Origin of the sequence: Scytonema sp. PCC 10023 (assembly GCF_963920835.1) — a bacterium.
GTDB lineage: Bacteria > Cyanobacteriota > Cyanobacteriia > Cyanobacteriales > Nostocaceae > Kalymmatonema.
The window spans coordinates 32,100-55,402 of sequence record NZ_CAWUDP010000017.1 but is presented as its reverse complement, the minus strand read 5'-3'; the positions used below and the strand labels follow the sequence as shown (position 1 = coordinate 55,402).

16 protein-coding genes are annotated in these 23,303 nt (G+C 43.1%); 9 read left to right on the top strand and 7 right to left on the bottom strand.

The window, feature by feature from the left end; translation table 11 throughout:
* The first annotated feature begins 255 nt into the window (after positions 1-255).
* Positions 256-615 (top strand): hypothetical protein, encoded by a 360-nt coding sequence (locus ACM0OZ_RS12690; RefSeq protein WP_414583191.1) that lies wholly within the window; start codon positions 256-258, stop codon positions 613-615.
* Positions 616-740: 125 nt separating this feature from the next.
* Here the strand turns inward: ACM0OZ_RS12690 and ACM0OZ_RS12685 are convergent, their stop codons facing one another.
* The 5 genes from ACM0OZ_RS12685 to ACM0OZ_RS12665 form a co-directional block, all read right to left on the bottom strand.
* Complete coding sequence (locus ACM0OZ_RS12685; RefSeq protein WP_414583190.1) at positions 741-1,409, bottom strand: class I SAM-dependent methyltransferase; 669 nt, start codon at positions 1,407-1,409, stop codon at positions 741-743.
* A gap of 18 nt (positions 1,410-1,427) precedes the next feature.
* On the bottom strand, positions 1,428-2,759 hold the full coding sequence (locus ACM0OZ_RS12680; protein WP_414583189.1) for an APC family permease: 1,332 nt from the start codon (positions 2,757-2,759) through the stop codon (positions 1,428-1,430).
* A gap of 294 nt (positions 2,760-3,053) precedes the next feature.
* Positions 3,054-3,659, bottom strand: coding sequence for a cytochrome b (locus ACM0OZ_RS12675; RefSeq protein ID WP_414583188.1), 606 nt, complete (start codon positions 3,657-3,659; stop codon positions 3,054-3,056).
* A gap of 130 nt (positions 3,660-3,789) precedes the next feature.
* Complete coding sequence (locus ACM0OZ_RS12670; protein WP_414583187.1) at positions 3,790-4,914, bottom strand: AI-2E family transporter; 1,125 nt, start codon at positions 4,912-4,914, stop codon at positions 3,790-3,792.
* Positions 4,915-5,003: 89 nt separating this feature from the next.
* Positions 5,004-5,237: a hypothetical protein gene (locus tag ACM0OZ_RS12665; RefSeq protein ID WP_414583186.1), complete on the bottom strand. Its 234-nt coding sequence runs from the start codon at positions 5,235-5,237 to the stop codon at positions 5,004-5,006.
* A gap of 199 nt (positions 5,238-5,436) precedes the next feature.
* Here ACM0OZ_RS12665 and ACM0OZ_RS12660 point away from each other — a divergent pair, with 199 nt between their 5' ends.
* From ACM0OZ_RS12660 to ACM0OZ_RS12640, 5 genes are all read left to right on the top strand, one after another.
* A complete protein-coding gene (locus ACM0OZ_RS12660; protein WP_414583185.1) occupies positions 5,437-5,640 on the top strand; it encodes a DUF1614 domain-containing protein in 204 nt (67 codons plus the stop codon).
* A 190-nt stretch (positions 5,641-5,830) separates the two neighbouring features.
* Positions 5,831-7,771 (top strand): ATP-dependent zinc metalloprotease FtsH, encoded by a 1,941-nt coding sequence (ftsH, locus tag ACM0OZ_RS12655; RefSeq protein WP_414583184.1) that lies wholly within the window; start codon positions 5,831-5,833, stop codon positions 7,769-7,771.
* A gap of 197 nt (positions 7,772-7,968) precedes the next feature.
* Complete coding sequence (locus ACM0OZ_RS12650; RefSeq protein ID WP_414583183.1) at positions 7,969-8,250, top strand: microviridin/marinostatin family tricyclic proteinase inhibitor; 282 nt, start codon at positions 7,969-7,971, stop codon at positions 8,248-8,250.
* A gap of 97 nt (positions 8,251-8,347) precedes the next feature.
* A complete protein-coding gene (locus tag ACM0OZ_RS12645; protein ID WP_414583182.1) occupies positions 8,348-9,325 on the top strand; it encodes an MvdC family ATP-grasp ribosomal peptide maturase in 978 nt (325 codons plus the stop codon).
* 13 nt (positions 9,326-9,338) lie between these two features.
* Positions 9,339-10,319 (top strand): MvdD family ATP-grasp ribosomal peptide maturase, encoded by a 981-nt coding sequence (locus ACM0OZ_RS12640; RefSeq protein ID WP_414583181.1) that lies wholly within the window; start codon positions 9,339-9,341, stop codon positions 10,317-10,319.
* A gap of 270 nt (positions 10,320-10,589) precedes the next feature.
* Here ACM0OZ_RS12640 and ACM0OZ_RS12635 read toward each other — a convergent pair whose 3' ends face one another.
* Positions 10,590-11,768, bottom strand: coding sequence for a DNA cytosine methyltransferase (locus ACM0OZ_RS12635; protein WP_414583180.1), 1,179 nt, complete (start codon positions 11,766-11,768; stop codon positions 10,590-10,592).
* Positions 11,769-12,219: 451 nt separating this feature from the next.
* On the opposite strand from ACM0OZ_RS12635, the gene ACM0OZ_RS12630 reads away from it, so the two are divergent.
* From ACM0OZ_RS12630 to ACM0OZ_RS12620, 3 genes are read left to right on the top strand one after another with little or no spacing between them, the layout of a single operon-like run.
* The gene (locus ACM0OZ_RS12630) at positions 12,220-14,190 is read left to right on the top strand and encodes a hypothetical protein (protein ID WP_414583179.1); all 1,971 of its coding nucleotides are present in this window, start codon (positions 12,220-12,222) and stop codon (positions 14,188-14,190) included.
* Positions 14,183-15,259 carry a hypothetical protein gene (locus ACM0OZ_RS12625; protein WP_414583178.1) on the top strand — a complete coding sequence of 359 codons (1,077 nt, stop codon included), beginning with the start codon at positions 14,183-14,185 and terminating at the stop codon, positions 15,257-15,259. The genes ACM0OZ_RS12630 and ACM0OZ_RS12625 overlap by 8 nt, the downstream gene beginning before the upstream one ends.
* Positions 15,260-15,265: 6 nt before the next feature.
* Positions 15,266-20,956, top strand: coding sequence for a DEAD/DEAH box helicase (locus ACM0OZ_RS12620; protein WP_414583177.1), 5,691 nt, complete (start codon positions 15,266-15,268; stop codon positions 20,954-20,956).
* Positions 20,957-21,352: 396 nt separating this feature from the next.
* Here ACM0OZ_RS12620 and ACM0OZ_RS12615 read toward each other — a convergent pair whose 3' ends face one another.
* The gene (locus ACM0OZ_RS12615; RefSeq protein WP_414583176.1) at positions 21,353-23,110 is read right to left on the bottom strand and encodes a WD40 repeat domain-containing protein; all 1,758 of its coding nucleotides are present in this window, start codon (positions 23,108-23,110) and stop codon (positions 21,353-21,355) included.
* Between the last annotated feature and the right edge of the window lie 193 nt (positions 23,111-23,303).

Below are 23,303 nucleotides of genomic sequence, written 5' to 3'. Positions count from 1 at the left end.
ACCAGTTTGGACAACGTAAGCGGTGAATAGCCCAAATTGAGCCTAATCCTGGCACAAACTTCCGGATGCTTCCCCAGTCCGGACTATCTTTAAGCTTGATTGGTCAAGCGTTGGGTAATGCCAAGCCATCTTGGATTAGGTGGGCGAGGGGACTAATTACGGGTTTGCTGGTTCCTGGGATTATATCCATTTAAAAACCAGCATTTAAATGTAAAGCCGTCCTACAAGGACGGGGTTTCAGACCCATAATTTTCAATGAGTCAGGAAAACATTAACCAACCCCGCTCGATCCCCAAACCCATTCCCCGACCAGACCGAGGTTCCCGACCAGAACGTGGTTCCCGACCAGAACGGAACTTTCAACAAGACTGGGACTCAGGACCAGAACCGGAACCAGTATTTGGGCAACATATCCGCTTGTTGGATGTTAACAAACCCGAAGGACGTGTCATTTGTGAGTGTTGGCATTGCACCGAAGGCGTGTTGATTCAGCACCAGCGAGAGCCACAACAAGAAGAAACCAGGGTCAGTTGTCCCCATTGTGGTAAGGTGGCGATTAAGTTACAGGTGGCAAAGATTCTGTCGGTGAATGCTATTCCGTCACCTTGGAAGTGAAAAGCATATACCACAAGCAAGGGGCACAGCATACTGTACCCCTGGAAACGACCTGTATTGCACCCAATTGAAAACGACTATATTCTCAGTCCTGCGTTCTGCATTCTGTGTCCTCAGTTCTCAATCTAACTGCTAGGAGTTGAATTCTGTAAATTTTTCGGAATCTCTTTTGGTACAGTCCAGAAGTAAACTGTTCTGCCATCTACTTGCTCGACTTTGTCAGCTTTCCAGTCGCCCATGTCAAAAGCGTGGGACACGATACGTGTACCTGGTGGAAGTTTCAACAGCTTGGGTCGCAACTTGACGTTGAGTTCGGGGAGCAGGTAAAGGGAGATCACTGTGGCATCGCTAAAGTCACTCGTAAACAGGTCTTGTTGGAGAAACTGTACCTTACCGGTAAGTCCTGCTTTTTGAGCATTTTCGTTAGCCTCTTTGATGCGTTGTGGGTCAATATCTATACCAACAGCCTTCTTAACTTTATACTTCTGTACTGCGGCAATGGGAATCCGTCCATCCCCACTACCAAGGTCATACAGAACATCATTTTTGCCAACCTTGGCAATTGTCAACATTCTATCGACAACTTCCGGAGGTGTTGGAACGTACACGACATCAGGCGTCCGTTGTGCAGTTTGAGATGCACCTGGAGACTTCTGCTGCACTTCCACAGTGGAAGGAGACGCTTCATCCTGTTGCTGAGAACTCACTTGCTGATTGGAAGTGCAACCAGCCAGCATTAGGCTACTTAAACTTACTGTTGCAAACAAAACCTTTAACGTTGCCTGTAATTTCATGACATCTTTCTCCATGAATTAAGGGTTTGTGGAAGTGGTTCGTTGACGGTTGAGAAGCAGTAAAGGAATACCTGTTAAAAGAACTATCAGACCGGTAATACCTCCGATACCTGCATAAGTGAGACTGGAGTATAGTAGGTAGCTACAAATAGCACAAAACAGTAATGGTGTCCAGGGGTAAAGAGGCACGCGGAAAGGACGGGGTACGTCTGGCTCTCGGGAGCGTAGCACCAGCAATGCTACCCCAGACAGGAGAAAAAAGAACCAGAAGACTGGAGCAGTGTAGTCCACCATTGTTTCAAAACCTTTGCGAGTTAGAGCCCCAAGTACCACCAACGCCAACGAAATTGCGCCTTGAACTATCAAGGCATTCTTTGGGGTACCAGTATTCTCTTGCCAACGTCCTAGGAAGGCAAACTTCCGAAAGTCCCTCCCTAAAGCGTAGTTAGTACGCGCACCAGTAAAAATAGTGGCATTGACTGCACCTAAGGCTGAAACTGCAACTAGTAAACTAACGAATCTTGCTCCGTTTTCTCCAACAGCGCGACGCATTAAATCAGCTGTTGGTGCTTCCGATGAAGCTAAACCTGCAAGTCCCAAACGGTAAATAAATGCCACGTTAATCAACAGAAAAATCACTGTGATGATGGCAATACTTCCCAACAATATACGTACCATATTGCGTTTGCCATTTCGCACTTCTGCTGAAATATAGGCAGCTTCATTCCAACCACCATAGGTTAGCAACACAAAAATCATTGCTTGACCAAATGCGTTGTTTTGAGCAGCCGCAGTTGATGTCTCTTGCGGCACTTGTCCAGCAAAGGCAAAACTCACAAGAACTATCAACAGCAAACCTAGCACTTTTGCCGCTGTTAGCCAGTTCTGAGTCCACTTCCCTTGCTGCACGCCTAAAATGTTTAAACCTGTCAGGCAAATGACTACACCTGCGGCGTAAATCGCTGAAGAGTATTCTCCTATAGGCAGCAACTGAGCAGCATAATCCCCAAACACGAACGCTGGTAAGGCGATGGAACCAGTTTGAATAACGGTCAGCCGCGCCCAAGCAAACAAGAAGGCAGGAATTTTGCCAAAGGCACGCATCAGATAGTGGTAAGTTCCCCCAGCATCGGGATAAGCGGTCGTTAACTCTGCATAGCACAGAGCACCGACGAAGGACATTCCTCCACCTAGTAACCACGCTAGCAGTGCAACCCCTGAACTTTGCGTGTTCCCTGCTACTAGGGCTGGTGTCTTAAATATGCCTACGCCGACTACCATGCCTACAATTAAGGCAACTGCGTCGATTGTAGAAAGTGTAGGCTTCGGCACTGTTACTTTTGTTGCCATAAGGTAAATCACCTGGAAATTTTGGTAATCAGCCAGGAGGAAACAACCTTAAAGCTTAGGATGCTGTTGACAAACTTTCAATCTGCACTAGGTATACTCTATCTTCCACATAGATTTAGGTGATAAAATTTAATCCATAGTCTTTGCTTTTTGTCAATAATATAAATTTATTTTGGTTTGAATAATGTTTATTGCTTCGAGCTTTAATAAGTCTTGTTAAGGCTCATGAATAACGAGAGGTTAGGGGATAGGTTTTTCCAAGATGACTAAATTCATGTTCTAGAAACTGGATTTCTAACGCACTGTGTTTTGGGTTTTGGCAAATTTAGTTTTCACAAAACCCAAAAATCTTCGAGAGTTTGCCCGAATAACTTTCCATTGCGCCAAAATATGAAGCAGGATAAACGCCAAAAATGTATAGGCGAGCCAAAAATGAGAGTTTCTTGCTATGTCGACAATTGCAGAATTTTGCGGAAATATGTCTGGTAAAACAATCCCGAAAAATTTTACGTTACTGCTTCGGTAGGAATTAGAGAGGAAAAAGCCAGTAACGGGAACCGCCCACATGAAAACATACAGACTTGTATGCAGGGCAAATGTTTTCAACCATTCCTTGGTAAACTTTGGCGGACGTTTTGTGTACTTCCTCCACCACACACCGAGTAGGATGAATACCCGCCAAGTCAGTAACGCCATTGTTAATGCGCCAACAGACTTATGAAAGTCATACAGTGAATCTCTAAAGAATAACTCTTCGGGCAACCGAGCCATGAACAAACCACTAACAAATATTACCAAATAGCAGACTGCCATTATCCAATGTATGGACATTAGTTGCTTAAAAGCAGAATTGATTCTAGATTTAGCGTTGCTTTTTTTGACTGGTTGCGGTGTACTCATAAAAATTCCAGTACCTAGTATGCAGCTTGTGTTACATTTCTTAATATAACTAAGTGACATAAATCGACAGTGAAATTTTTATGAAAGCCTTCGCAGACAAGGCTATAGCGCAGGAACAAAAGACCAGTAGCTATTGATTCATCGGCTGTTCCTCGTCATTTGCCGTATTTTCGACACATTTGTCTGTTTGTGACTTGTCCGAAACAATGATAAACTCAGTCTCTGTGTGAGACTTACTATCCCATTGATCCAAAACATCTTTTATCAACACTTCTTGCATCCAAATCTTCGCCACAACAGTTAGAGGTAACGCTAGAAACAAGCCTAAAAAGCCAAAGAACGTCACAAAAAATAGCTGTGAGATTAAGGTGATCGCTGGTAGCAGCGACACTTGATGCGCCATAACGATCGGCGTGATGAAATTGCCCTCAGTCTGCTGAATGATAAAATAGAGAATCAACACAGCCAAGACTTTCCAGGGAGCATCTAGAAGTGCGATCGCCATTGCTGGTATCACACTTAGTGTCGGACCAAGATTAGGGATCAAGTTTAAAAATCCCGCCAAAACTGCTAAAGCCAGTGCTGAACGCACGCGCAAAATTGATAAGCCAATTAAACTCATCAGTCCCACTGCACCCATCGCGATGGAAGCGCCTGTGATCCATCCCTCCAATGACACCTCGCATTTATCCAAAATTCCATCCACTCGCTGGCGATAAAACGAGGGAAACAGCCGCACAAATACTTTGCGGTAAGCTTCCGGGTTGGCTAAAAACATCCCTGTTAACACCAGCACTAAGAAAGTCTTGAGGAGAACTTCTAGCGAACCAGAGACAAAGGCGAAAGAGCTTCCTACTGCACGATTTATAATAGGCTGCGCTTGTTGGCTCAGGTTGTTAATATCAGGTATGTAAGGAGTCAACTGGCTGGGAACGCGAGTTCTCAATTCATCTAGCCAAGTATTAAAGCGCTCCAAACCTCTGGGAACCTGTTTTGTAAGTTCTTGAAACTGATCTACAAAAGGCGGCACAATCAGCCAGAAAAAACCGACAATTAAAGCTAAAAATATGCTTACTGAGAGGAATACAGCAAATCCACGCTTGATTCCTGAGCGTTGGAATCTTCGAGCCAGCCGATTTAAGGTAGTCGCTAAGACAACTGCGGCAAATATCAGCAACATGACTTCCCGAATCTGCCACAGAATGTACAAAGAAAGAACTATGGCGATTAAACCAATCCATTGACCTAGATTCACTCCCTGTCTCCCGGCTGTTGATGAGCTGCTATTTCCTCTGAATGCAGCTAGTTAGCTGATTCTAACAATTTCCACCTAGTTATTTTTAATTAATTTTGCTGTCGTTGTGATTGCGCTTTCCTTTGGGAGCAACCCTGAGCGATCGCTCTGCGCCATCGCCATAGTAAAACACTTGCCATAATCAAAGTCGGTAAAAAAACGATAATCACGGCGTTTGTCGCTGTCGCTGGAATAGATAAATTTGGCATAACGTACTTAATCAAGACAGACAGTCCAGAGGAGAGTAGAAAGACTTTTAGAACAAATCCAAGCTGATTTTGCATATAAGTACGGCAATTCCCATTCATCTGGGGGGTAGGTACGAAATAGAAGCATATGTCTCATTCTTTAAAATAAATTCAAGCAGACCAATAGACAACGCTCTGCTTGTACATCGCCATGATTTACTTGCCAGTGTCGCTCCTGCTATTTCGGGTGTTGTTACTGCTACTACCTTTTCTTTGGTTTCTTGCAGTAATAGACGTGGTGGAAATTGCAGTTACAAAATTAAAGTTTGCCCCTTCTATCGCCATTTTATGTACTAGCTGGGTTCTTGGAACTTTGATTAGTGCTGACTTACTGGTTCTTAAGGACATTTTACCTATGAGTCTAGGAGTCTTGAGTATAGGTGTTGCTGGCGTGTTTGATGGTATTGCTTGTGGTCTTTTTGCTCTTTTATTAACGTGAAATAGTCGCAAAATTGTGGTTAGTGGTTACTTAAAAAAACTAACGATGAGTAAGTAATAACAATAAGGAACAACATATTTTATTTGGATTCACGCACGAGCTAGACTAGTTGCTAATATTGGTTTTTGTAAGTTTGAAATTTGAATGAGCAAATTTTAAATTCTTTATTACCAGGAGGATCGAGCAAAAAATGCCAGTTGAAACTAATAACAATAAACGCCAAATGAAACCGCCAAAAATACGGCAATTGGGCGGCAGTTTGCTCATTCTGTTGACCCTTCTTTTTCTTCTGAACGCGATTGTTCCTAGCTTTTTTGGTCCCAAATTGCCGCAAGTACCCTATAGCGATTTTATTGCTCAGGTACAAGCAGGTAAAGTAGACCGGGCTGTTGTAGGGGGCGATCGCATTGAGTATTCCATCAAAACCCAAAACCCTGATGGTAAACCTGCTGAACAAGTCTTCGTTACCACACCGGTAGCGCTCGACCTGGATTTACCCAAAATTCTCCGGGACAATAATGTAGAGTTTGGTGCACCACCACCAAACGAAAATGGTTGGATTAGCACTCTTTTAAGCTGGGTTGCACCACCATTAATTTTCTTTGGTATTTGGGGCTTTTTGCTCAATCGTCAGGGGGGTGGTCCTGCGGCGCTGACAGTGGGTAAAAGTAAGGCTCGTATCTACTCTGAAGGCAGCACTGGTGTAAAATTTATCGATGTTGCTGGCGTAGATGAAGCAAAAGCCGAACTAGAAGAGATTGTCGATTTTCTCAAAAGTGCTGATAAATACACCCGCTTAGGAGCGAAAATTCCCAAAGGTGTGTTGGTGGTAGGACCTCCAGGAACGGGTAAAACACTTTTAGCCAAGGCAATTGCCGGTGAAGCTAGCGTACCCTTCTTCAGCATCTCTGGTTCTGAATTTATCGAACTTTTTGTTGGTGTAGGTGCGGCGCGAGTCCGCGACTTATTCGAGCAGGCAAAACAACAAGCTCCCTGTATCGTCTTTATTGATGAATTAGACGCACTAGGTAAGTCTCGCGGCGGTGCTGGTGGGTTTGTGGGTGGTAACGATGAACGCGAACAAACCCTCAACCAGTTGCTCACCGAAATGGATGGTTTTGATGCCAACACAGGCGTGATTATCATCGCCGCTACCAACCGTCCCGAAGTTCTCGATCCAGCATTGCGCCGTCCCGGTCGGTTTGACCGTCAAGTTGTTGTGGATCGTCCTGATAAAATTGGTCGCGAAGCCATTCTCAAAGTCCATGCCAGAAATGTCAAATTGGCTGAGGATGTAAACTTGGGAACCATCGCCATCAGAACACCTGGGTTTGCTGGGGCAGATTTAGCCAACTTGGTGAACGAAGCTGCACTCCTTGCTGCACGGCAAAATCGGGAAGCAGTGATCATGGCAGATTTTAACGAAGCCATTGAGCGTGTTGTTGCTGGTTTGGAAAAACGCTCTCGTGTTCTCAATGAAACTGAGAAAAAGACCGTGGCTTATCACGAAGTTGGTCACGCCATCATCGGTGCTTTGATGCCTGGAGCTGGTAAAGTCGAGAAAATCTCGGTTGTCCCGCGTGGCGTTGGTGCTTTGGGTTACACAATTCAAATGCCTGAAGAAGACCGCTTCTTGATGATAGAAGATGAAATTCGCGGTCGCATTGCTACCCTGTTGGGTGGACGTTCCGCAGAAGAAACCGTCTTTGGTAAAGTGTCCACTGGTGCGAGTGATGATATTCAAAAAGCCACTGACTTAGCAGAACGTTATGTCACCTTGTATGGTATGAGCCATGAACTTGGTCCTGTTGCCTTTGAAAAAGTCCAACAGCAGTTTCTTGAAGGTTACAGCAACCCCCGCCGTTCTGTTAGCCCGAAAGTGGCAGAAACAATTGATCGTGAGGTGAAGCAAATAGTGGATAATGCCCACCACATTGCTTTAAGTATTCTGCATGAAAACCGCGACTTACTGAAGCAAACCGCAGAAGAACTGTTGCAGAAGGAAATTTTGGAAGGCGCACAACTGCGAGAACGTCTTAACCAAGCTAAAGCACCAGATGAACTGAATGAATGGTTGCGGACAGGTAAGTTATCGGAAGATAAGCCCTTGATGCAAAGTTTGCTGGTTTAGGGATTTTAACCGCAGATAAACGCAGATAATTTTCTGTTACATCTTTTAGATTGAATTCGTAGCGATCGCTCTTTAACAGGGCGATCGCTTTTTGTGTAAAGGAGTCTTAAAGATTTGCAAAGTTGCCAATTTACGGGGTAAATGGGTGTTTAATACATTGTATAAATTTATATCCATATTCCCAAAGGAGGCAATATATGTCTAAAATCAATTTGCAAGATTTGAATTCACCAGCGGTGCCTTTCTTCGCCCGCTACTTAGAAGGACAATGTGAAGAGCTATCTGTTGAAGAAATGGAAGCCGTCACAGGGGGATGCCAAGCCACGACAAAGAAGTACCCCTCTGATCTTGAAGATGGCGGTGGTGGAATAGTCACTACACTCAAGTACCCCTCTGATAATGAAGATGGCGGTGGTGGAATAGTCACTACGCAAAAGTATCCATCAGATGGTGATGACGAAGGTTTTTCTGTAGAGTAAAGCTTTGACATTGGCATTCCCTATTCTTCAAGTTATAAGTGCTAACTTTTGAGCAGGGTGCAAACGGAAAACGCCATTCCTTATAAAATGTTGTTGTATGCGCCTTGAACGTGATGTAGTTTTATTAATTACCCATAGTGGTGATTACTTTACAGTAGATAGAGTGGCACAAGCTCTATCAAGACGGGGCGCACGACCATTTCGCCTTGATACGGATCAATTTCCGCTTGTAGTGCAACTACAAGCCCGTCTCAGTAATCAAGGGCTGAATCACTCTTTGGAGTATGGTGGGCAGTCTATCAGCACAGAACAAGTGCAAGCGGTTTGGATGCGCCGTATTTGGCAGCCCCAGCTAAGCAAAGAATTAGCTCCACAGTTCCAAGCAGCCTGCGCTAGAGAATCACTAGCAGCTCTTTTTGGTTTCTGGGACAGCCTTAAGGATGCTCGTTGGGTGGATGATTGGCAGCGGCTCAACGCTGCAGAGAACAAGCTACGCCAATTGAGGGTTGCTTGTGAGGTAGGTCTTGTCATCCCCCGGACTCTAGTCACCAACAACCCTGAGGAAGTACGGGGGTTTTTCCAGGAGGTAGAGGGAAAAATGGTTGCCAAGCTATTGACACCTCTTTCTTATAGCATGAAAGGCTCCCCTTTCTTCGTTTACACCAGCGCAGTCAAAGAGGAAGACTTGCTGGATGCTGAGACGCTGCGCTATAGCCCAATGGTCTTTCAAGAGCAAATTCCCAAGCAGCAGGAACTGCGGGTAGTCTTTGTGGCGGGAAATCTTTTTGTGGGGGCGCTAGATGCATCTGGTTATGCAGCATCCACAGTCGATTGGCGACGTGCTACAACAGAGGCTTGTGTGTGGCAACCCCATGAACTCCCAATCGATGTAGTCCGTTGTCTCAATGCCTTTATGGCAAGGTTTGGGCTTGTGTTTGGAGCTTTTGACTTGATCCAAACACCATCAGGAGAATACGTGTTTTTGGAAGTTAACCCTACAGGAGAGTGGGGAATGTTAGAGCGAGATTTGGGCTACCCGATTGCGGAAGCGATCGCAGATGCTTTACTCTGTTAGGTCGGAGTCGCAAATGACTATTTTAATAATTACTCACAGCCAAGACAATCAAAGCATTCCTCTGGTTCTCAGTGCGATCGCAGATCAAGGAGGGAAAGCATTTCGTTTTGACACAGATAAATTTCCCACAGAAGTAGGGCTGGATGTCTACTATGGCAAAGGATGTGAGCGACTGATTCTGGAAAGCGACGACCAGAAACTAGATTTAAGTGAGGTCTCAGCGGTTTGGTATCGGCGCATCGCGATTGGGGCAAGAATTCCCAGCACAATGGATCGGCAACTTCGACAAGCCTCAGTTGGTGAATCTCGCGCCACCATTCAGGGAATGATTGCCAGCATCAAGGGGTTCCACCTTGACCCCATACCACATATCCGTCGAGCAGAGAATAAGCAACTTCAGCTCCAAGTGGCAAGGGAAGTGGGTCTTTTTACCCCGCGCACTCTGACTACGAACAATCCACTTTCAGTCAAACAATTTGCCTCTGAGTGTGAGCAGGGTATAATTACAAAAATGCTCTCCTCCTTCGCCATCTACGACGAGCAAGGGCGGGAGAACGTTGTATTCACGAATCCAGTTACACCCGAGGATCTCGACCACCTTGATGGGCTGCGTTTCTGCCCGATGACGTTTCAGGAGAAAGTCCCGAAGGCGTTGGAACTACGGACGATTATTGTGGGAAAGCGTGTGTTTACCGCAGCGGTTGACTCCCAGGCTTTGCAAAAGGCTCGTTACGACTGGCGGCGACAGGGAATCGCCTTACTCGACGCTTGGCAGCCCTACGACTTGCCCCAAGATGTAGAGGAGAAGCTTCTAAAACTGATGACTAACTTCCGCTTGAACTACGGGGCGATTGATATAATTTTGACGCCTGATGGTCGGCACGTATTCTTGGAAGTTAACCCAGTCGGGGAGTTCTTCTGGCTTGAGGGGTGTCCTGGTTTACCGATTTCCCAAGCAATTGCTGACGTTTTGCTCACTCAGTCGCAAAAGTAAAAACGCGAAATTTCGTGATTTGAGATTTGGGATTTCATTCAAAAATGACGAGCGATCGCTTTTTTTTATCCCAAATTTCCTCATTTGCAACTTGCCCAACCTCTGAGTTAACCAGCCAAAAATGTGTTAGGCTGATTCATCTATGGAAGAAGTCCTATTATCCCTGCCAAATATCTGATCCCATCTTGGAACGTATTTATAAATAAAAGTAGTTTTATTTATAAAGGTAGTGTTGGGCGATTGCTTCTGCCAGTGGGCACCAATCGCTTGTCAGGGCGCTGCGCTACAACCAGCAATGGTAACATTCGTTAAACTCTTTACACTCTCTTGTGTAATGAGCTTATAAACGTGTTCACCGATTGCTCTAGCAAGCTGTACTGGAACTGCATTTCCAATCTGTCGATACTTAGAAGTTGTAGAACCATAAAACACCCAGCCATCCGAAAACGTCTGAATCCGAGCGCACTCCCGCACACTTAAAGGACGCAGTTTTTCTGGATGGCACATATCTGTAGCTTTTTGATGCGGGCTTGTTGTAACGGCAGGAGAGGGCTTGTCCCAAGCTAGCCGTCTGTAAAAACCAACCTTGCCGCCTCCAGAGTTGTAGGCTCCTCCCATAGCTTCTTGCTTTAACTCGTCAGGCAAGTATCTCCAGTTCTGTCCAGTTTTTAGTAGCTTTAGATACTTGATGCGACTTTCTGAATAGGGAATAAACTCTGGCTTTGAGTCAACAAGTCCGGCAAACGCATCCTGAAGAGTGTGCCATTTAGGTAAATTAGTGCCATCTTCACAGTGAGTGGGTAGCGGGAATGACAGGGGTTCATTATCTCTTGAGCCAATGAAAATTACGCGCTGCCTGCTTTGAGGAACACCGTAGTCAGCTGCTTCTAAAAGGTTGTAAATCACGGAGTAGCCAACTTTCTCTATCTCTGCTAAAATCAGGCGCAGGGCAACACCTGGCATCTCGTCCGGTTCAAGCGGCAAAAAGCCTTTTCCCCGTTGTGAGTGGGGTCGGTGTCGAATCGGTGCAGATAGCAGCCCTCTGACATTCTCCATGATAAAAAAACGGGGCTGGACTTCTGCAATAATCCTCATAAAATCCATGAACAGGCTGCCGCGCGGGTCGCCAATCGATTGACGCTTGCCTGCGGTACTGAAGGGCTGACAGGGCGGTCCCCCAGTCACCAAATCAACTTCACCAGGGCGTAGCGCTCTACCCAGGTCTAACACGCGCCCTCCCTCCTGTAATAGAGTTTGGGCGGAGACTTGCTGGATATCCCTTGGTACAGCGCTCTCAGCTAGGTGTGGTCGGTTGCGAACTATGGTCTTTGTCGCGTCAGAATCTATTTCTACCACGCTTACCGTGTGGAAACCTGCCTGCTCGATCCCCAGGTCTAAACCAAAAGCTCCCGCAAATAGACTAATAGATATAGGTTTATCGTTACTCACCTAAATTACCCTCAAGTCCCCGCTTTAACAGGCGCTTATACTCACTATCTGCGATGCACGACTGCCGTCCCACTCGTATCCCAGAAATTATGCCGTGACGTTTTGATGAATCCAGAAGTGGGGAGGTGGAGAGGTAGAGAGAAATTCTCCCATCACTCCATCTTCCCCATCCCCTCATTACCCCGTCATACTTCCCCATACCTTAATTACCTCGTCATAGCGTGTGTAGCGAACTACTAGATTCAAAATTCGCGTCAATCATCCGCGCATAAATTTTCTATGAACTAAACTCTCTTTCTCACGTCTTATGAAAAGTAGAACTTTATGCAATATCAATCAATCTACACATTATAATAATTAATACATGAAAAGCGTCAACTTAACTGTAAAAACTACTATAAATTACTCAGAGTGGAACGATAAAATCGCACAGCATTTATTCAACCCAAAAATGGCTGAGCGTACTGTTTATCTTTACGTCACAGAGGATTTAATTAATTCCTTAGGCGCATCTAAAGGGGTTGCCTACCAAGACTTTATCCAAACAGTAAAAAATGCAGTCAGTATAAATGGTATCTGTAAAAAAGCCTCGGGGAGTATGCAAAACCCGCAATGGCGATACCAACGACAAGGTTATCCTCCATACATAGGCTACTTAGCTTTATTTGTTTTGGCAGCGGGTACTGAAGGTGATTTTTCTTCTAAAGCCTACTATCCCCGCTTGCGGGAATTACTGGGTGAAGAACCGACATCCCGACCATATCCCCACTTTGACCAGATGCAAACACTCTGGAAAGATTTAGAGAAATGGGCAAATGTCGATAAATCAGGTGAACTGGGCATTTTCAACGCCAACATTACTGGCAGGTTGGTTCACGTCGGTATACCTATCGCCCAAACTCTTTTGACGGAGAGGGAACTGAAGGCACTACCCGTTATTTTTGCAGAAGCAGGCTTAGAACCTATTTCCCTTCCCTCTGAAAGACATACAGCTTCTTTGTTAGTTAAACACGGACGTAACTATCTGCGAAGACGAACGTTGCGATTACTGGAAGAAACCAGCGAAGGCGATGAACTACGTCACGCACTGATTGAAAGGATTGTTGATGAGTTACGCACCTGGGATGGAACCACCGAAATACCGTCTGAAGGAAGAACTCAGGTTTACGGTGTCTTAAGACTATGTTGCAAACTCGACTCGATTGCCAAACGTGCTAGCTTCACCTTACGTTGTACGACAAAGCATGAATTTCCTGAAAATGGTCTGATTTTGAATTCTAATCACGATTCTTACTCTTGCACCGAACAGGGTAATGGTTGGTCTTCACCCATCCGCTTAAATGATAAAAATATTGACGCCTCCCAGTTCGATTGGCGTCAGGGTTTGAGGATGGAATCCACCGACAAACAATGGTGTTTTAAGTTGCCAGCTTCCCCAATCCGAGTGTTTGTTGAAGGCAGAAGTTTGGGGTTACCAGGACTTGTAGAAGTGGTGCGAATTCCTAAAGGTTTGCCCTTTTATTTAGCAGTTCAGCAAGAGTGTTGCAGTTTGCTAGAAAAATGGGGTGCATCCAGTTGCCAAGGCTTTGAAAAATTGCATATTATCAAAGGTTTACCGACCGGATGGCACTTATTTAAAGTGGCTGCTGCCCATAGTGATGAAATAGTAAAAAGCGAATATCCTATATTGTCATTTTCGACTAGCGTCAGACTTAATTTAGAAGGTGGTGTACGCCTTGACAAAGGAAATTATTTCTTCAAATTCGCACCACCCAAATTAGTTTTACAAGGTGGTGATGAATCAGTAAAAGTATATTGCAATGGCAAACTGTTACAAGACAAATCGGGAGAAGGTATTTATGAACTCTCTCCAGATATTCCACCCGACACCAAGCTTGAAATTGAAGCGTATAAGGGTAAAGATATTATTAAGAGTTTATCTCTATTTTTAGTAGAAGATTTTCCTTTAATCACCAGCATAAAAGCGCCATCTGTTGACAGTTTTAGTTCTGTGAGAAAAAATCAATATGACAACTCCCCAGGGGTAATTGGAGCATTGGTAAAGGGAGTTGATTGTCCTGCTTTTAACTTCAATACTCTCTTACCAATCCAAGGTAAGCAATGCATTGTTTTTGTAGGTAAACAACCCGGGCAAGTTGCAATTTATCCAGAAGAATCACTACCTATTGATTGGTATCCTGTTTGGGCTATTGCCAAAGGAAGTCTTTTTGATAGAGCAATGTTTTGTGGCACAAGCTTAAAAGAATCAGAGCCAAAGCTATCAACTTGTAAGGATAAAGAAAAATTATATTTATGGAGAAAAATGTTATTAGATAACCACAAACGAACTCTGCCTCCTATCGGCGATATTCGCCTGAATCAATTATGGAGAAAATTCCAAAAGGAGGCAAAGCGTGTTTAGGGATAGCGACAAACTACTCTATATCATTTCTGCTAAAAAAGAAATGCCTTGGTTATCTTTTAAACAGGCATTTAATTATCTTTACAGTCTTAATACAACTACTTGTAGTGAGGAGGGAGATGACATTAAAGACAAAAGATTATCAACTGTTCGCGCTCTGGATTCATTGGGTCACTGTGAATTTGATTTCACTGACAATAACAGAAAAGTTTATGCCACTCCCCCTGTATTAATAAGATTACCTAGCGCTGGTTTTCCCCAAGCTATTTTAGCAGGAATTAGAACACCAAACACTATAGACAAATTAATAAATGCTTGTCAATCGCTAGGACAACACATAAAGATTGAGGTAACAGAACAAAGGGGTGAATTAGTATTAGTACCTGAGCGAATAGCTGTGCAAGCTGAGGATGTATCAGAATTACAGGAAATTGCTTCTCAATTAGCAATAAATTTTATAGAAATACCATCTGCTTGGTCGCTTTTAAATTTTTCCGCCTCCCTTGAAGATTATTTAACTAATTGCCAGTGGTCTAATGAGTCAGAATTAAACTGGAAATGCCAAACATTTGACCCTAATATATTAGGCTTTCTCTCCTCTTCGTCATCAATGGGAGATGCGTCGGGAATGAGAGTACCGAATATCCGTCTCAGCCAATATCAACATCCCTCTCGCAATACCCAAATATATTATCTTTGGCAAGAAGAAAGATGTACCCAAGTTGAACGTGACTGGGGGCGATATGCTGTTATTAATGCTGCTAATATAAAAGTTCTGATTTACGACCAACGTCGATTTATGATGGCAGTTCCGGTCGGCGCTAAACTACCAAAACTGCTAGAAAGAGCTTTAACTTTATGCTCAGGATACGTACCAATATTTGTCGAAAAATTACCATTACAAAAACTCACTTCTAATTCTTCTATCCCAAAGCCGAAGGAAGTGGTCAACGGTTTTAATGTAAAAGGTTTCAACTTATTTCGAGACGTTCCCCCTCAAATAGCAGAAATGACTGCGGCTAAATTAGGTCAAACTCTATTACTACAATCTTTAGATATCAAATTGTGAGGATAAATGAAAGACCCTATCGGCGCTTTTGAAAAGTTACGCGACAACTTAATCCTTTATGTTAAAACGGCTTTCGGTACACAATTTCCTGAAATTGAGAAGGAACGGGAACGACGTTTGCGTGAACCGGGAGTATTTTATCAAGAACCTTGGCTCGAACCTTTACCTCGTTATCAAAAATCTGGGAAAACAATCAATAATTTACAACTTTCAGATGTTCCAGGTTTAGATGAGTCTGCACTGCTACATTTTAAAGAATTAGCTTCCTGTGGACTGGTTGGTGATTTTGAATTATACACCCACCAACTGGAAATGCTTAGTAAAGGATTAGCTGGTCAAGATGCAGTTGTTACTGCTGGTACAGGTTCAGGTAAAACTGAATCTTTCCTCTTACCGTTGTTTGCTTACTTAGCGAAAGAATCAAAAAATTGGGAAGCGCCGGGAACTCAGCAACCTCACATTAATGATTGGTGGGAAAACAAAGATTGGCAAAATAAATGCAAACCACTTCTCAATAAAAAACGCAGTTTTAAGCAATCTTATCGCGTACCTCAAAGGAATCATGAAAAACGAGATGCTGCGGTAAGGGCACTAATTTTATATCCGATGAATGCACTCGTTGAAGACCAGCTTACCAGGTTACGCCGCGCTTTAGATTCTGACGAGGCGCGAGATTGGTTTAAAAATAATAGAAAAGACAACAGAATTTATTTTGGCAGATACAACGGCGTCACACCTGTACCAGGGCATGAGTACAAACAAAATGGTAAACCTAACGGGGACAAGATAGAAGAACTTCTTGAAGAAATGCAGAAGATGCAGGAATCTGCTGATGCAGCTATCAAGCACTTTAAGGAAACTGGTGATGAGGATGTCAGGTTCTTTTTCCCGCGTTTAGATGGGGCAGAAATGCGCTGTCGTTGGGATATGCAGGATGATCCACCTGATATTTTAATTACTAATTATTCCATGCTCAGCATTATGCTGATGCGAGATATTGATAAAAATATTTTTGATAAAACAAGGAAATGGTTAAATAAAGAAGGCAGTGTTTTTCACTTAATTCTTGATGAATTACACCTTTATCGTGGCACCGCTGGGACAGAAGTTGCTTACCTGATTCGCCTGCTGCTGCAACGTTTAGGACTTTATCCCGGTCATCCTAAATTAAAAATTCTTGCTTCTAGTGCGTCTCTTGAACCAGATGACCCAGAAAGTTTAAAATTTTTATCTGAATTCTTCGGTACAGAATGGGATTCTGAACAAATTATCCCTGGTCATCCTGAGCCAATTCCAGCAATTGTCGGACAGAAATTTTTAGATAGTGAACCATTTATCGCCTTAGCAAACGCACCAGAGGACGCCAATTTTCTCAAGAAATGTTTACAATTATTGTCATCAAAAAGCGACACTGTTGGCGCTATAATGCTTAACGCTTGTAAGCTCGACAATACAATTCGTGCAGTATCTCTCACGCAATTTGCTAAAGGTATTTTTGGTGATAATTTAGATGAAGAAAATCTTAAATTAGCAGTAAAGGGATTGCTAATTGCTCGTGGTTTATGTGAAGACAAATCTTTAGAATCATTTCGGTTTAGGTTGCACTGGTTTTTTAGAAATATTGATGGACTTTGGGCTTGCACTCAGCCAAATTATGATTGTCATGGGAATGAAAGTAGTAAAAACCGACCAGTAGGTAGACTCTTAGTAAAGAATCCGCCAATAGTTCATGATGGATTTCGAGTGCTAGAAATGCTGTACTGCGAACAGTGCGGTACTGTCTTTTATGGTGGAAACCGCCTCGAACTAAAGGACGGTAATGGTTGGGAACTTTTGCCTACAGAACCAAATATTGAAAGCATTCCTGACCGCCAAATTGGTAATTTTTTAGAACGACGGACATATCGCGAATATGCTATATTTTATCCCTCTACAAATATTTATGACAAAGAATTAAGTATAAAAGGCTGGAACCAACCATCAAGAGGCGATAAAATTAAAGAAAAAGCTTGGTGGGATAAAGCCTGGTTAGACACTCGTAGTAGTCGCGTTACTTTAGAAGAACCAGACCCAGATGCGCCAAGTAATCAATGGGTTGAAGGCTATATTTATAACTTGCGAAATACATCACCAGAAACGCAAGAATTTATGGCAGCACAACCCTCTATTTGCCCATGTTGTGGTGCAGATTACACTAGACGAAGGTCTTGGAAATCTTCAATTAGAGGCTTCCGTACTGCATTTTCTAGGTTGAGTCAACTGCTGTCTAAGGAAATATTTTATCAGTTACCAGAAAAATCAGAGTCTCGTAAATTAGTCGTATTTTCTGATAGCCGTGAAAATGCCGCTTCAATATCAAATGGGATTGAACGTACTCATTACTATGACCTTGTTCGTGAGGCGATATTTGATGAACTTAACCAATTAGCTGTTGGTGAAGTTTACCTATTAGAAGATATTCAAGAACATGGTTATCCTGTTCGTTTAGAAGCAAGAGAATTTGCTCAACATAACCCCGATGCTGTCGAAAAGTTTAAAAAAGCTGTAAAAAATGCTAATAAACCTTTGCCAGAAGGTCTTGATGATGATGATTTAGAACTGTATATCAGTCGCCGAAATAAGGCTCAAAATCTCATCAATGAAATTCAAAAAACAGCTAAAACGCGCATTGTTCCACTTAAGGTGTTATTTGAAGGAGAAAAAGATACTCCAGGAGTACTTATTCAGAGATTAGCTGGTTTAGGCATAAATCCTTCTGGTAACGATATCAATGACCAAGAGTTTTATTACGACAACCAATGGCATCATTGGACAGGATTTTTTGATTTTGCGTCTCAACCACCAAAATGGAAAGCTGGCTCTTCTAGAGAAGCAATTGACAAGCGATATACTCTTATATCAAAAACACAGTCTGAAGTATGCGATGCCTTCTTTAGTCGTTTATTTTATAGTATTGAAGCATCAGGCTTAGGTTGTGCTTGTCTTAATTTGCCACAAGAAGAGGTCAACAAATTAGCTACACAATGCAAACTTTCACCAGAAGTTTTTCTCGAAATATGCAACGGATGCTTGCGCGTCATTGGTGATTTGTATCGGTATCCTAAGTATTATGTTGAGGATTGGAACAGTTGGCAAGATGCAAAAGCCAAATTGAAAAAATATGTCACTAAATGCGTGACACAGCATAAGCTTTCTGAGAAGCAATTATTTGATGCATTGTGGTCAGCTATTTGCCAACATGGTAAACATGACCATTTAAAAATTAACTTGCTGCATTTATGGGTTAGAGTTGCAGCCCCCGATGACCAAGTTTGGCAATGCATATCATGTGGACGCCCTCACTTACATCGTGCAGGCGGTATCTGTACAAATTGTCTTGCAGAATTACCCACATCACCTAATAAAAAATGCTCAGATTTATACGCTCGTAATTATTACGCCACAGAAGCAGTTAATAAGCGCCCACCCATGCGTTTGCATTGTGAAGAATTGACAGGACAAACCGACGACCAAGCAGAAAGACAGCGCCATTTCCGCAATATTGTTGTCAACATCGGCGAACAAGATAGAGATTTTATCCCAGTGGTAGATACTATCGATATCCTCAGTGTTACTACCACAATGGAAGTGGGAATTGATATTGGTAGTTTAATGGCTGTAGTCATGGCAAATATGCCACCCATGCGTTTTAATTACCAACAAAGAGCAGGTCGTGCAGGCCGCAGAGGTCAACCTTTCGCCATTGTATTAACTATTTGTCGTGGTAACAGTCACGATGAATTTTATTATCAACATCCCGAAAAAATTACGGGTGACCCGCCACCAGTTCCCTTTCTTTCGATGTCACAAATTGAAATTGCACGGCGTTTATTAGCAAAAGAATGTCTGCGACGTGCGTTTCTATGTGCTGATGTTAAGTGGTGGGATAGTCCCACGCCGCCAGATAGTCACGGAGAATTTGGCACAGTAAAAGACTGGCTAGAAAAAGAATCTCGTCGTCAGAAAGTTTGTCAATGGTTGCAGAGTTCACCTGAAGTTACCGAGGTAGTAAATGATTTGCTTATTGGTGTAAAAAATATCGACACGCTCACCTTTGAAAATTATGCGCGTCAGGACTTGTTTAACAAGATAAACGAGTGTGCAAATAATAAAGAATTGACAGGAAAGGGATTAGCAGAACGACTTGCAGAAGGTGGTGTTTTGCCCATGTTCGGTATGCCATCCAGAGTTCGGGATTTGTATCATCACAATCCATCAAAAAAGAAGAATATTGCTACTATCGACCGTGATTTAGATTTAGCCGTTGCAGAATTTGCCCCTGGTGCGGAAAAGACTAAAGATAAACGAATTTACACCTCTATTGGTTTTACTGCACCGTTACTTCCAGACAGTAAAAATGGCTTTGTTCCTGCTGATAATGACCCGCTTTCTCAGCGAAGATGGATGTTAAGATGTCAGCGCTGCCAACATACAGAAACTTCTGATAATGAATTTGAAAATACGGTCTGTCCCAAATGTGGAGCAATACCAGAACAAGGTTTTAAAGTTTTTAAATGGGCAGTACCTTTGGCTTTTCGTACTAGCCTCAACCGTGGTGCAGATGCCAAGGAAGAACATGATGTATTAATCTCAGGTACGGGTAATGTTGCTGAGTCACAACCTCAAAATTTTAACTTCGTAGATAACACAAATACTCAGACCGCTTTTTCTGAAACTGGCAGAGTATTCCGTGTTAATGATAATCGCGGGAATTTGTTTAAAGGAGCAGTGGGTAAAGCCTCCTTTGGACGTGGCGATAAAATTTTAGAATTTCAATGGATTGATGAGCGATTTCAAAATCAACCCAATGGGGTAAATTTTAAAGAACCTGGCGAATCTGAAGCACTGGCTATTGTTGCTCCGAAAACAACTGGCGTTCTCCGTATTAAACCCGCATCTGTACCCACTGGATTATGTCTCGACCCCATTGCACCCGGTTCTGCTATTAAAGCTGCTTTCTATTCTGCGGCTTTTATTATCCGTGCTGTAGCAGCACAGGAATTAGATATTGATCCAGATGAATTAGATGTTAGTGGCTTACGGCAGGTTGAACTAGAAGAAACTGGTGAAAAAGTAGGAGAAATTGTAATTAGCGATCGCCTACCCAATGGTTCTGGTTTTACATTATGGCTTGCCCAACACTGGCAAGATATCCTCATAGAAAAAATCATCAAAGTACAAAATACTTTTGTTGATACCATCATGTCACAGCAGCATCGTAATAAATGTGACTCTTCCTGTTATGAGTGCTTACGACACTACCGCAATATAAACTATCACGGCTTGCTCGATTGGCGATTGGGTCTATCTTTGCTCAGGGCATTAGCTGATAATAATTTTAGTTGCGGTTTGCACGGCGATTTTTCTGCCCCAGACTTAGAAAACTGGCTACAAAGAGCAACTGAACTTCGAGATGCTTTTTGTGCATCTTTTAGTAGTTGTTCTCCACAAAACATGGGAGAACTGCCTGGTTTTACAATGGATGATATAACAGTTATTATTGTTCATCCGTTGTGGAACCTCAATAACCCCATTGGCTTATTAACTGATGCTGTTGCTACAGTAGCACCAGACAGCCGAATTCGTTACATTGATACCTTTAATCTTTTGCGCCGTCCTAGCTGGTGTTATCAGTCACTGGGTTCGCCGCAGGCATAATCAAATCAGTATCTTTATGCTTTTTCTGGGGCAGTGTGCTTGATAGTTGCTGCCCTAGTTTCAATAGATAGGCGAAACCAAAGTTGACTTATGCAGGAAGTAGGCTGGCGATCGCCTCTCTATCTAATTTTTGAGAAAATATAAATAAAATTTGTTTTAAGTGTAGGGTGAACATACGTTTGATTGCCTGATTGAGTTTTTATAATTTTTGTGTATTATTAAGCTTCCAATTACAGAAATGCCACAGTGAGGATGTGGGGAGATGAAATTTAATCTACATCAATCCCGACAAAGAAACTCCAGTCCCAATAGACAAGAAAAAATGTAAGACTTCACGCAAAGACGCAAAGGCGCAAAGAGATTCTTGGCGTTCTCTGCGTCTTTGCGGTTCGTTTCCTAGCTTCGCTGCCAAATTTTAATCGTCTTATCCAAACTCCCACTTACCAAAAGTTCCCCTGAAGCAGTAAAAGCTAATGCTGTTACTGTGTGGGTGTGACCTGTAAAAGTAGTCAGCAGTTCCCCTGTTTCTAGATGCCACAACTTAATAGTTTTATCAGCACTGCCACTAGCGATAATTTGTCCATTAGGACTCAAAGCAACAGCATACACACCATCCCTATGTCCGTTAAGTGTGTGAAGCAATTCTCCTGTTTCTAAGTGCCAAATTTTAATTGTTTTATCGCGACTACCACTGACCAAAATCTTTCCATCCGTACTGACAGCCAAGGAACGAACAATATGGGAATGACCTGTAAACGAGTGCAGCAACTGCGGGTCGAAAGTTGCCGCCCCTCTGGGTCGAGAAATGTGCCAAACTTTGATTTTGCGGTAACTCCCTGTAACTAAAGTTTGCCCATCTGGACTCAAGGCAAGTGAATGGGCAGCTGTATCTTCTAGGGATAAGACGGTAGCAACCTGGCGCTCCATCAAATCCCAAAACATAATTGTTCTGTCATCTCCCCCAGTTGCCAACATTCGTCCATCTGGGGTAAAAGCAACGCAGCGCACCATTCCATTATGCTTGTGCAAAATATCAATCAAGTCTTGTGCCCCCACGTGCCAAAGCTTAATTGTGGAGTCTGCACCAGCACTGACTAAAGTTTGTCCGTCTGGACTGAAAGCAAGGGAATTTACTTCATCTACTAGCCCGGATAAAATCCAAGGATGTTCTGATAATGTCGCGATTAACTCACCTTTGGCCAAATCCCACAGCTTTGTCTCTCCACGACTACCACTTGCTACAACAGGAGAGGCGTTGCCGTTGTTACCCCTGTGACAGAAGGCTAGGCAATTAATTCCCCTGGTATGCCCTTTTAAGGTTTGCCAGCATTCCCAGTCGCCTACTATTGTCTTAAGCGGATGGTCTGGTGGCATCTGAATTGTCTGTGTGCTGGCAACCTCATTCAAGACTCGCTGTGTATCTTTTTTAATATTCAGTGATTCTAAATACCAACGAAATCCTCCCGCATATAATAACTGACTTGGTGTAATGTAGAGTTTTGGCTCAGGAAATTCAATTTGATTTTTAGGTAAAAACCCTGCAATAATCGCTTGTTTTTCGTAACCTCTTTGACCAGTAAATGGATAAAACAAACATAGGAAAATGAAAACTTGGTGATTTTTCAAATCCTCTTGTGTCACAGACCATCTAACTTTGTCTTTCTTGATACTGTTAAAACTTTCTCCATCCGTAACGTAAACTTGAATACTAACTTTCGGATTGTTGGCAAGTATGTAGGAAAATTTGCTTTCGCCACGCAAATTTCCCTCATCATCTAGAACCATGTTGTTCAAGGTATCTTGTGCCACTTTTTTAACCTGTTTGCCCCAGCGATCGCTCATCACTCGGTCAACGATTTGCTCTCGTAAAAGATAATCTTCCGCTTGCTGCTGGAAGTATCTTGGAAAGGGGATCGCCGACTCAAGAGGATCAGGATATTCGGGCGGTGTCGGAGGGGGATTTTTGGCAATAATTTCTGCTTGTTGGCGAGCAATCTCCAGCAGTTTTGCCAATGGTTCGCCCCAAAATGCCATAATTTCACTATGGCAGCCTTTGACTTGACTTTCTAGCAAAGATAGATCGTAAGTCTTGGGCTTTTTTACTCGTTGAAGGAAATCAGCTTGTTGAGCTTTTAGTAAGCTAATCCAATCCATTTGCATTCCTGCGGCGCAGCATTGCATACCTACATTAAGTTATGCCAAGGCAATTGCTCAAGTGAGTGTATCAACTTTAGTTATTTAAGAAGCCAGTCATCCCAGTAGTTAATCTAACACAACGATTTGTGTGGATAGACACCGAGCGACCTGTCCTTGGACATGGTCAAGTGATGACATAAGCTTGTTTGCC

Coding starts and splice junctions, on each gene's coding strand:
- ftsH (WP_414583184.1), top strand. CDS start 5,831: ATGCCAGTTGAAACTAATAACAATAAACGCCAAATGAAACCGCCAAAA.
- ACM0OZ_RS12620 (WP_414583177.1), top strand. CDS start 15,266: ATGAAAGACCCTATCGGCGCTTTTGAAAAGTTACGCGACAACTTAATC.
- ACM0OZ_RS12640 (WP_414583181.1), top strand. CDS start 9,339: ATGACTATTTTAATAATTACTCACAGCCAAGACAATCAAAGCATTCCT.
- ACM0OZ_RS12645 (WP_414583182.1), top strand. CDS start 8,348: ATGCGCCTTGAACGTGATGTAGTTTTATTAATTACCCATAGTGGTGAT.
- ACM0OZ_RS12680 (WP_414583189.1), bottom strand. CDS start 2,759: ATGGCAACAAAAGTAACAGTGCCGAAGCCTACACTTTCTACAATCGAC.
- ACM0OZ_RS12665 (WP_414583186.1), bottom strand. CDS start 5,237: ATGCAAAATCAGCTTGGATTTGTTCTAAAAGTCTTTCTACTCTCCTCT.
- ACM0OZ_RS12685 (WP_414583190.1), bottom strand. CDS start 1,409: ATGAAATTACAGGCAACGTTAAAGGTTTTGTTTGCAACAGTAAGTTTA.
- ACM0OZ_RS12650 (WP_414583183.1), top strand. CDS start 7,969: ATGTCTAAAATCAATTTGCAAGATTTGAATTCACCAGCGGTGCCTTTC.
- ACM0OZ_RS12690 (WP_414583191.1), top strand. CDS start 256: ATGAGTCAGGAAAACATTAACCAACCCCGCTCGATCCCCAAACCCATT.
- ACM0OZ_RS12615 (WP_414583176.1), bottom strand. CDS start 23,110: ATGGATTGGATTAGCTTACTAAAAGCTCAACAAGCTGATTTCCTTCAA.
- ACM0OZ_RS12675 (WP_414583188.1), bottom strand. CDS start 3,659: ATGAGTACACCGCAACCAGTCAAAAAAAGCAACGCTAAATCTAGAATC.
- ACM0OZ_RS12630 (WP_414583179.1), top strand. CDS start 12,220: ATGGCTGAGCGTACTGTTTATCTTTACGTCACAGAGGATTTAATTAAT.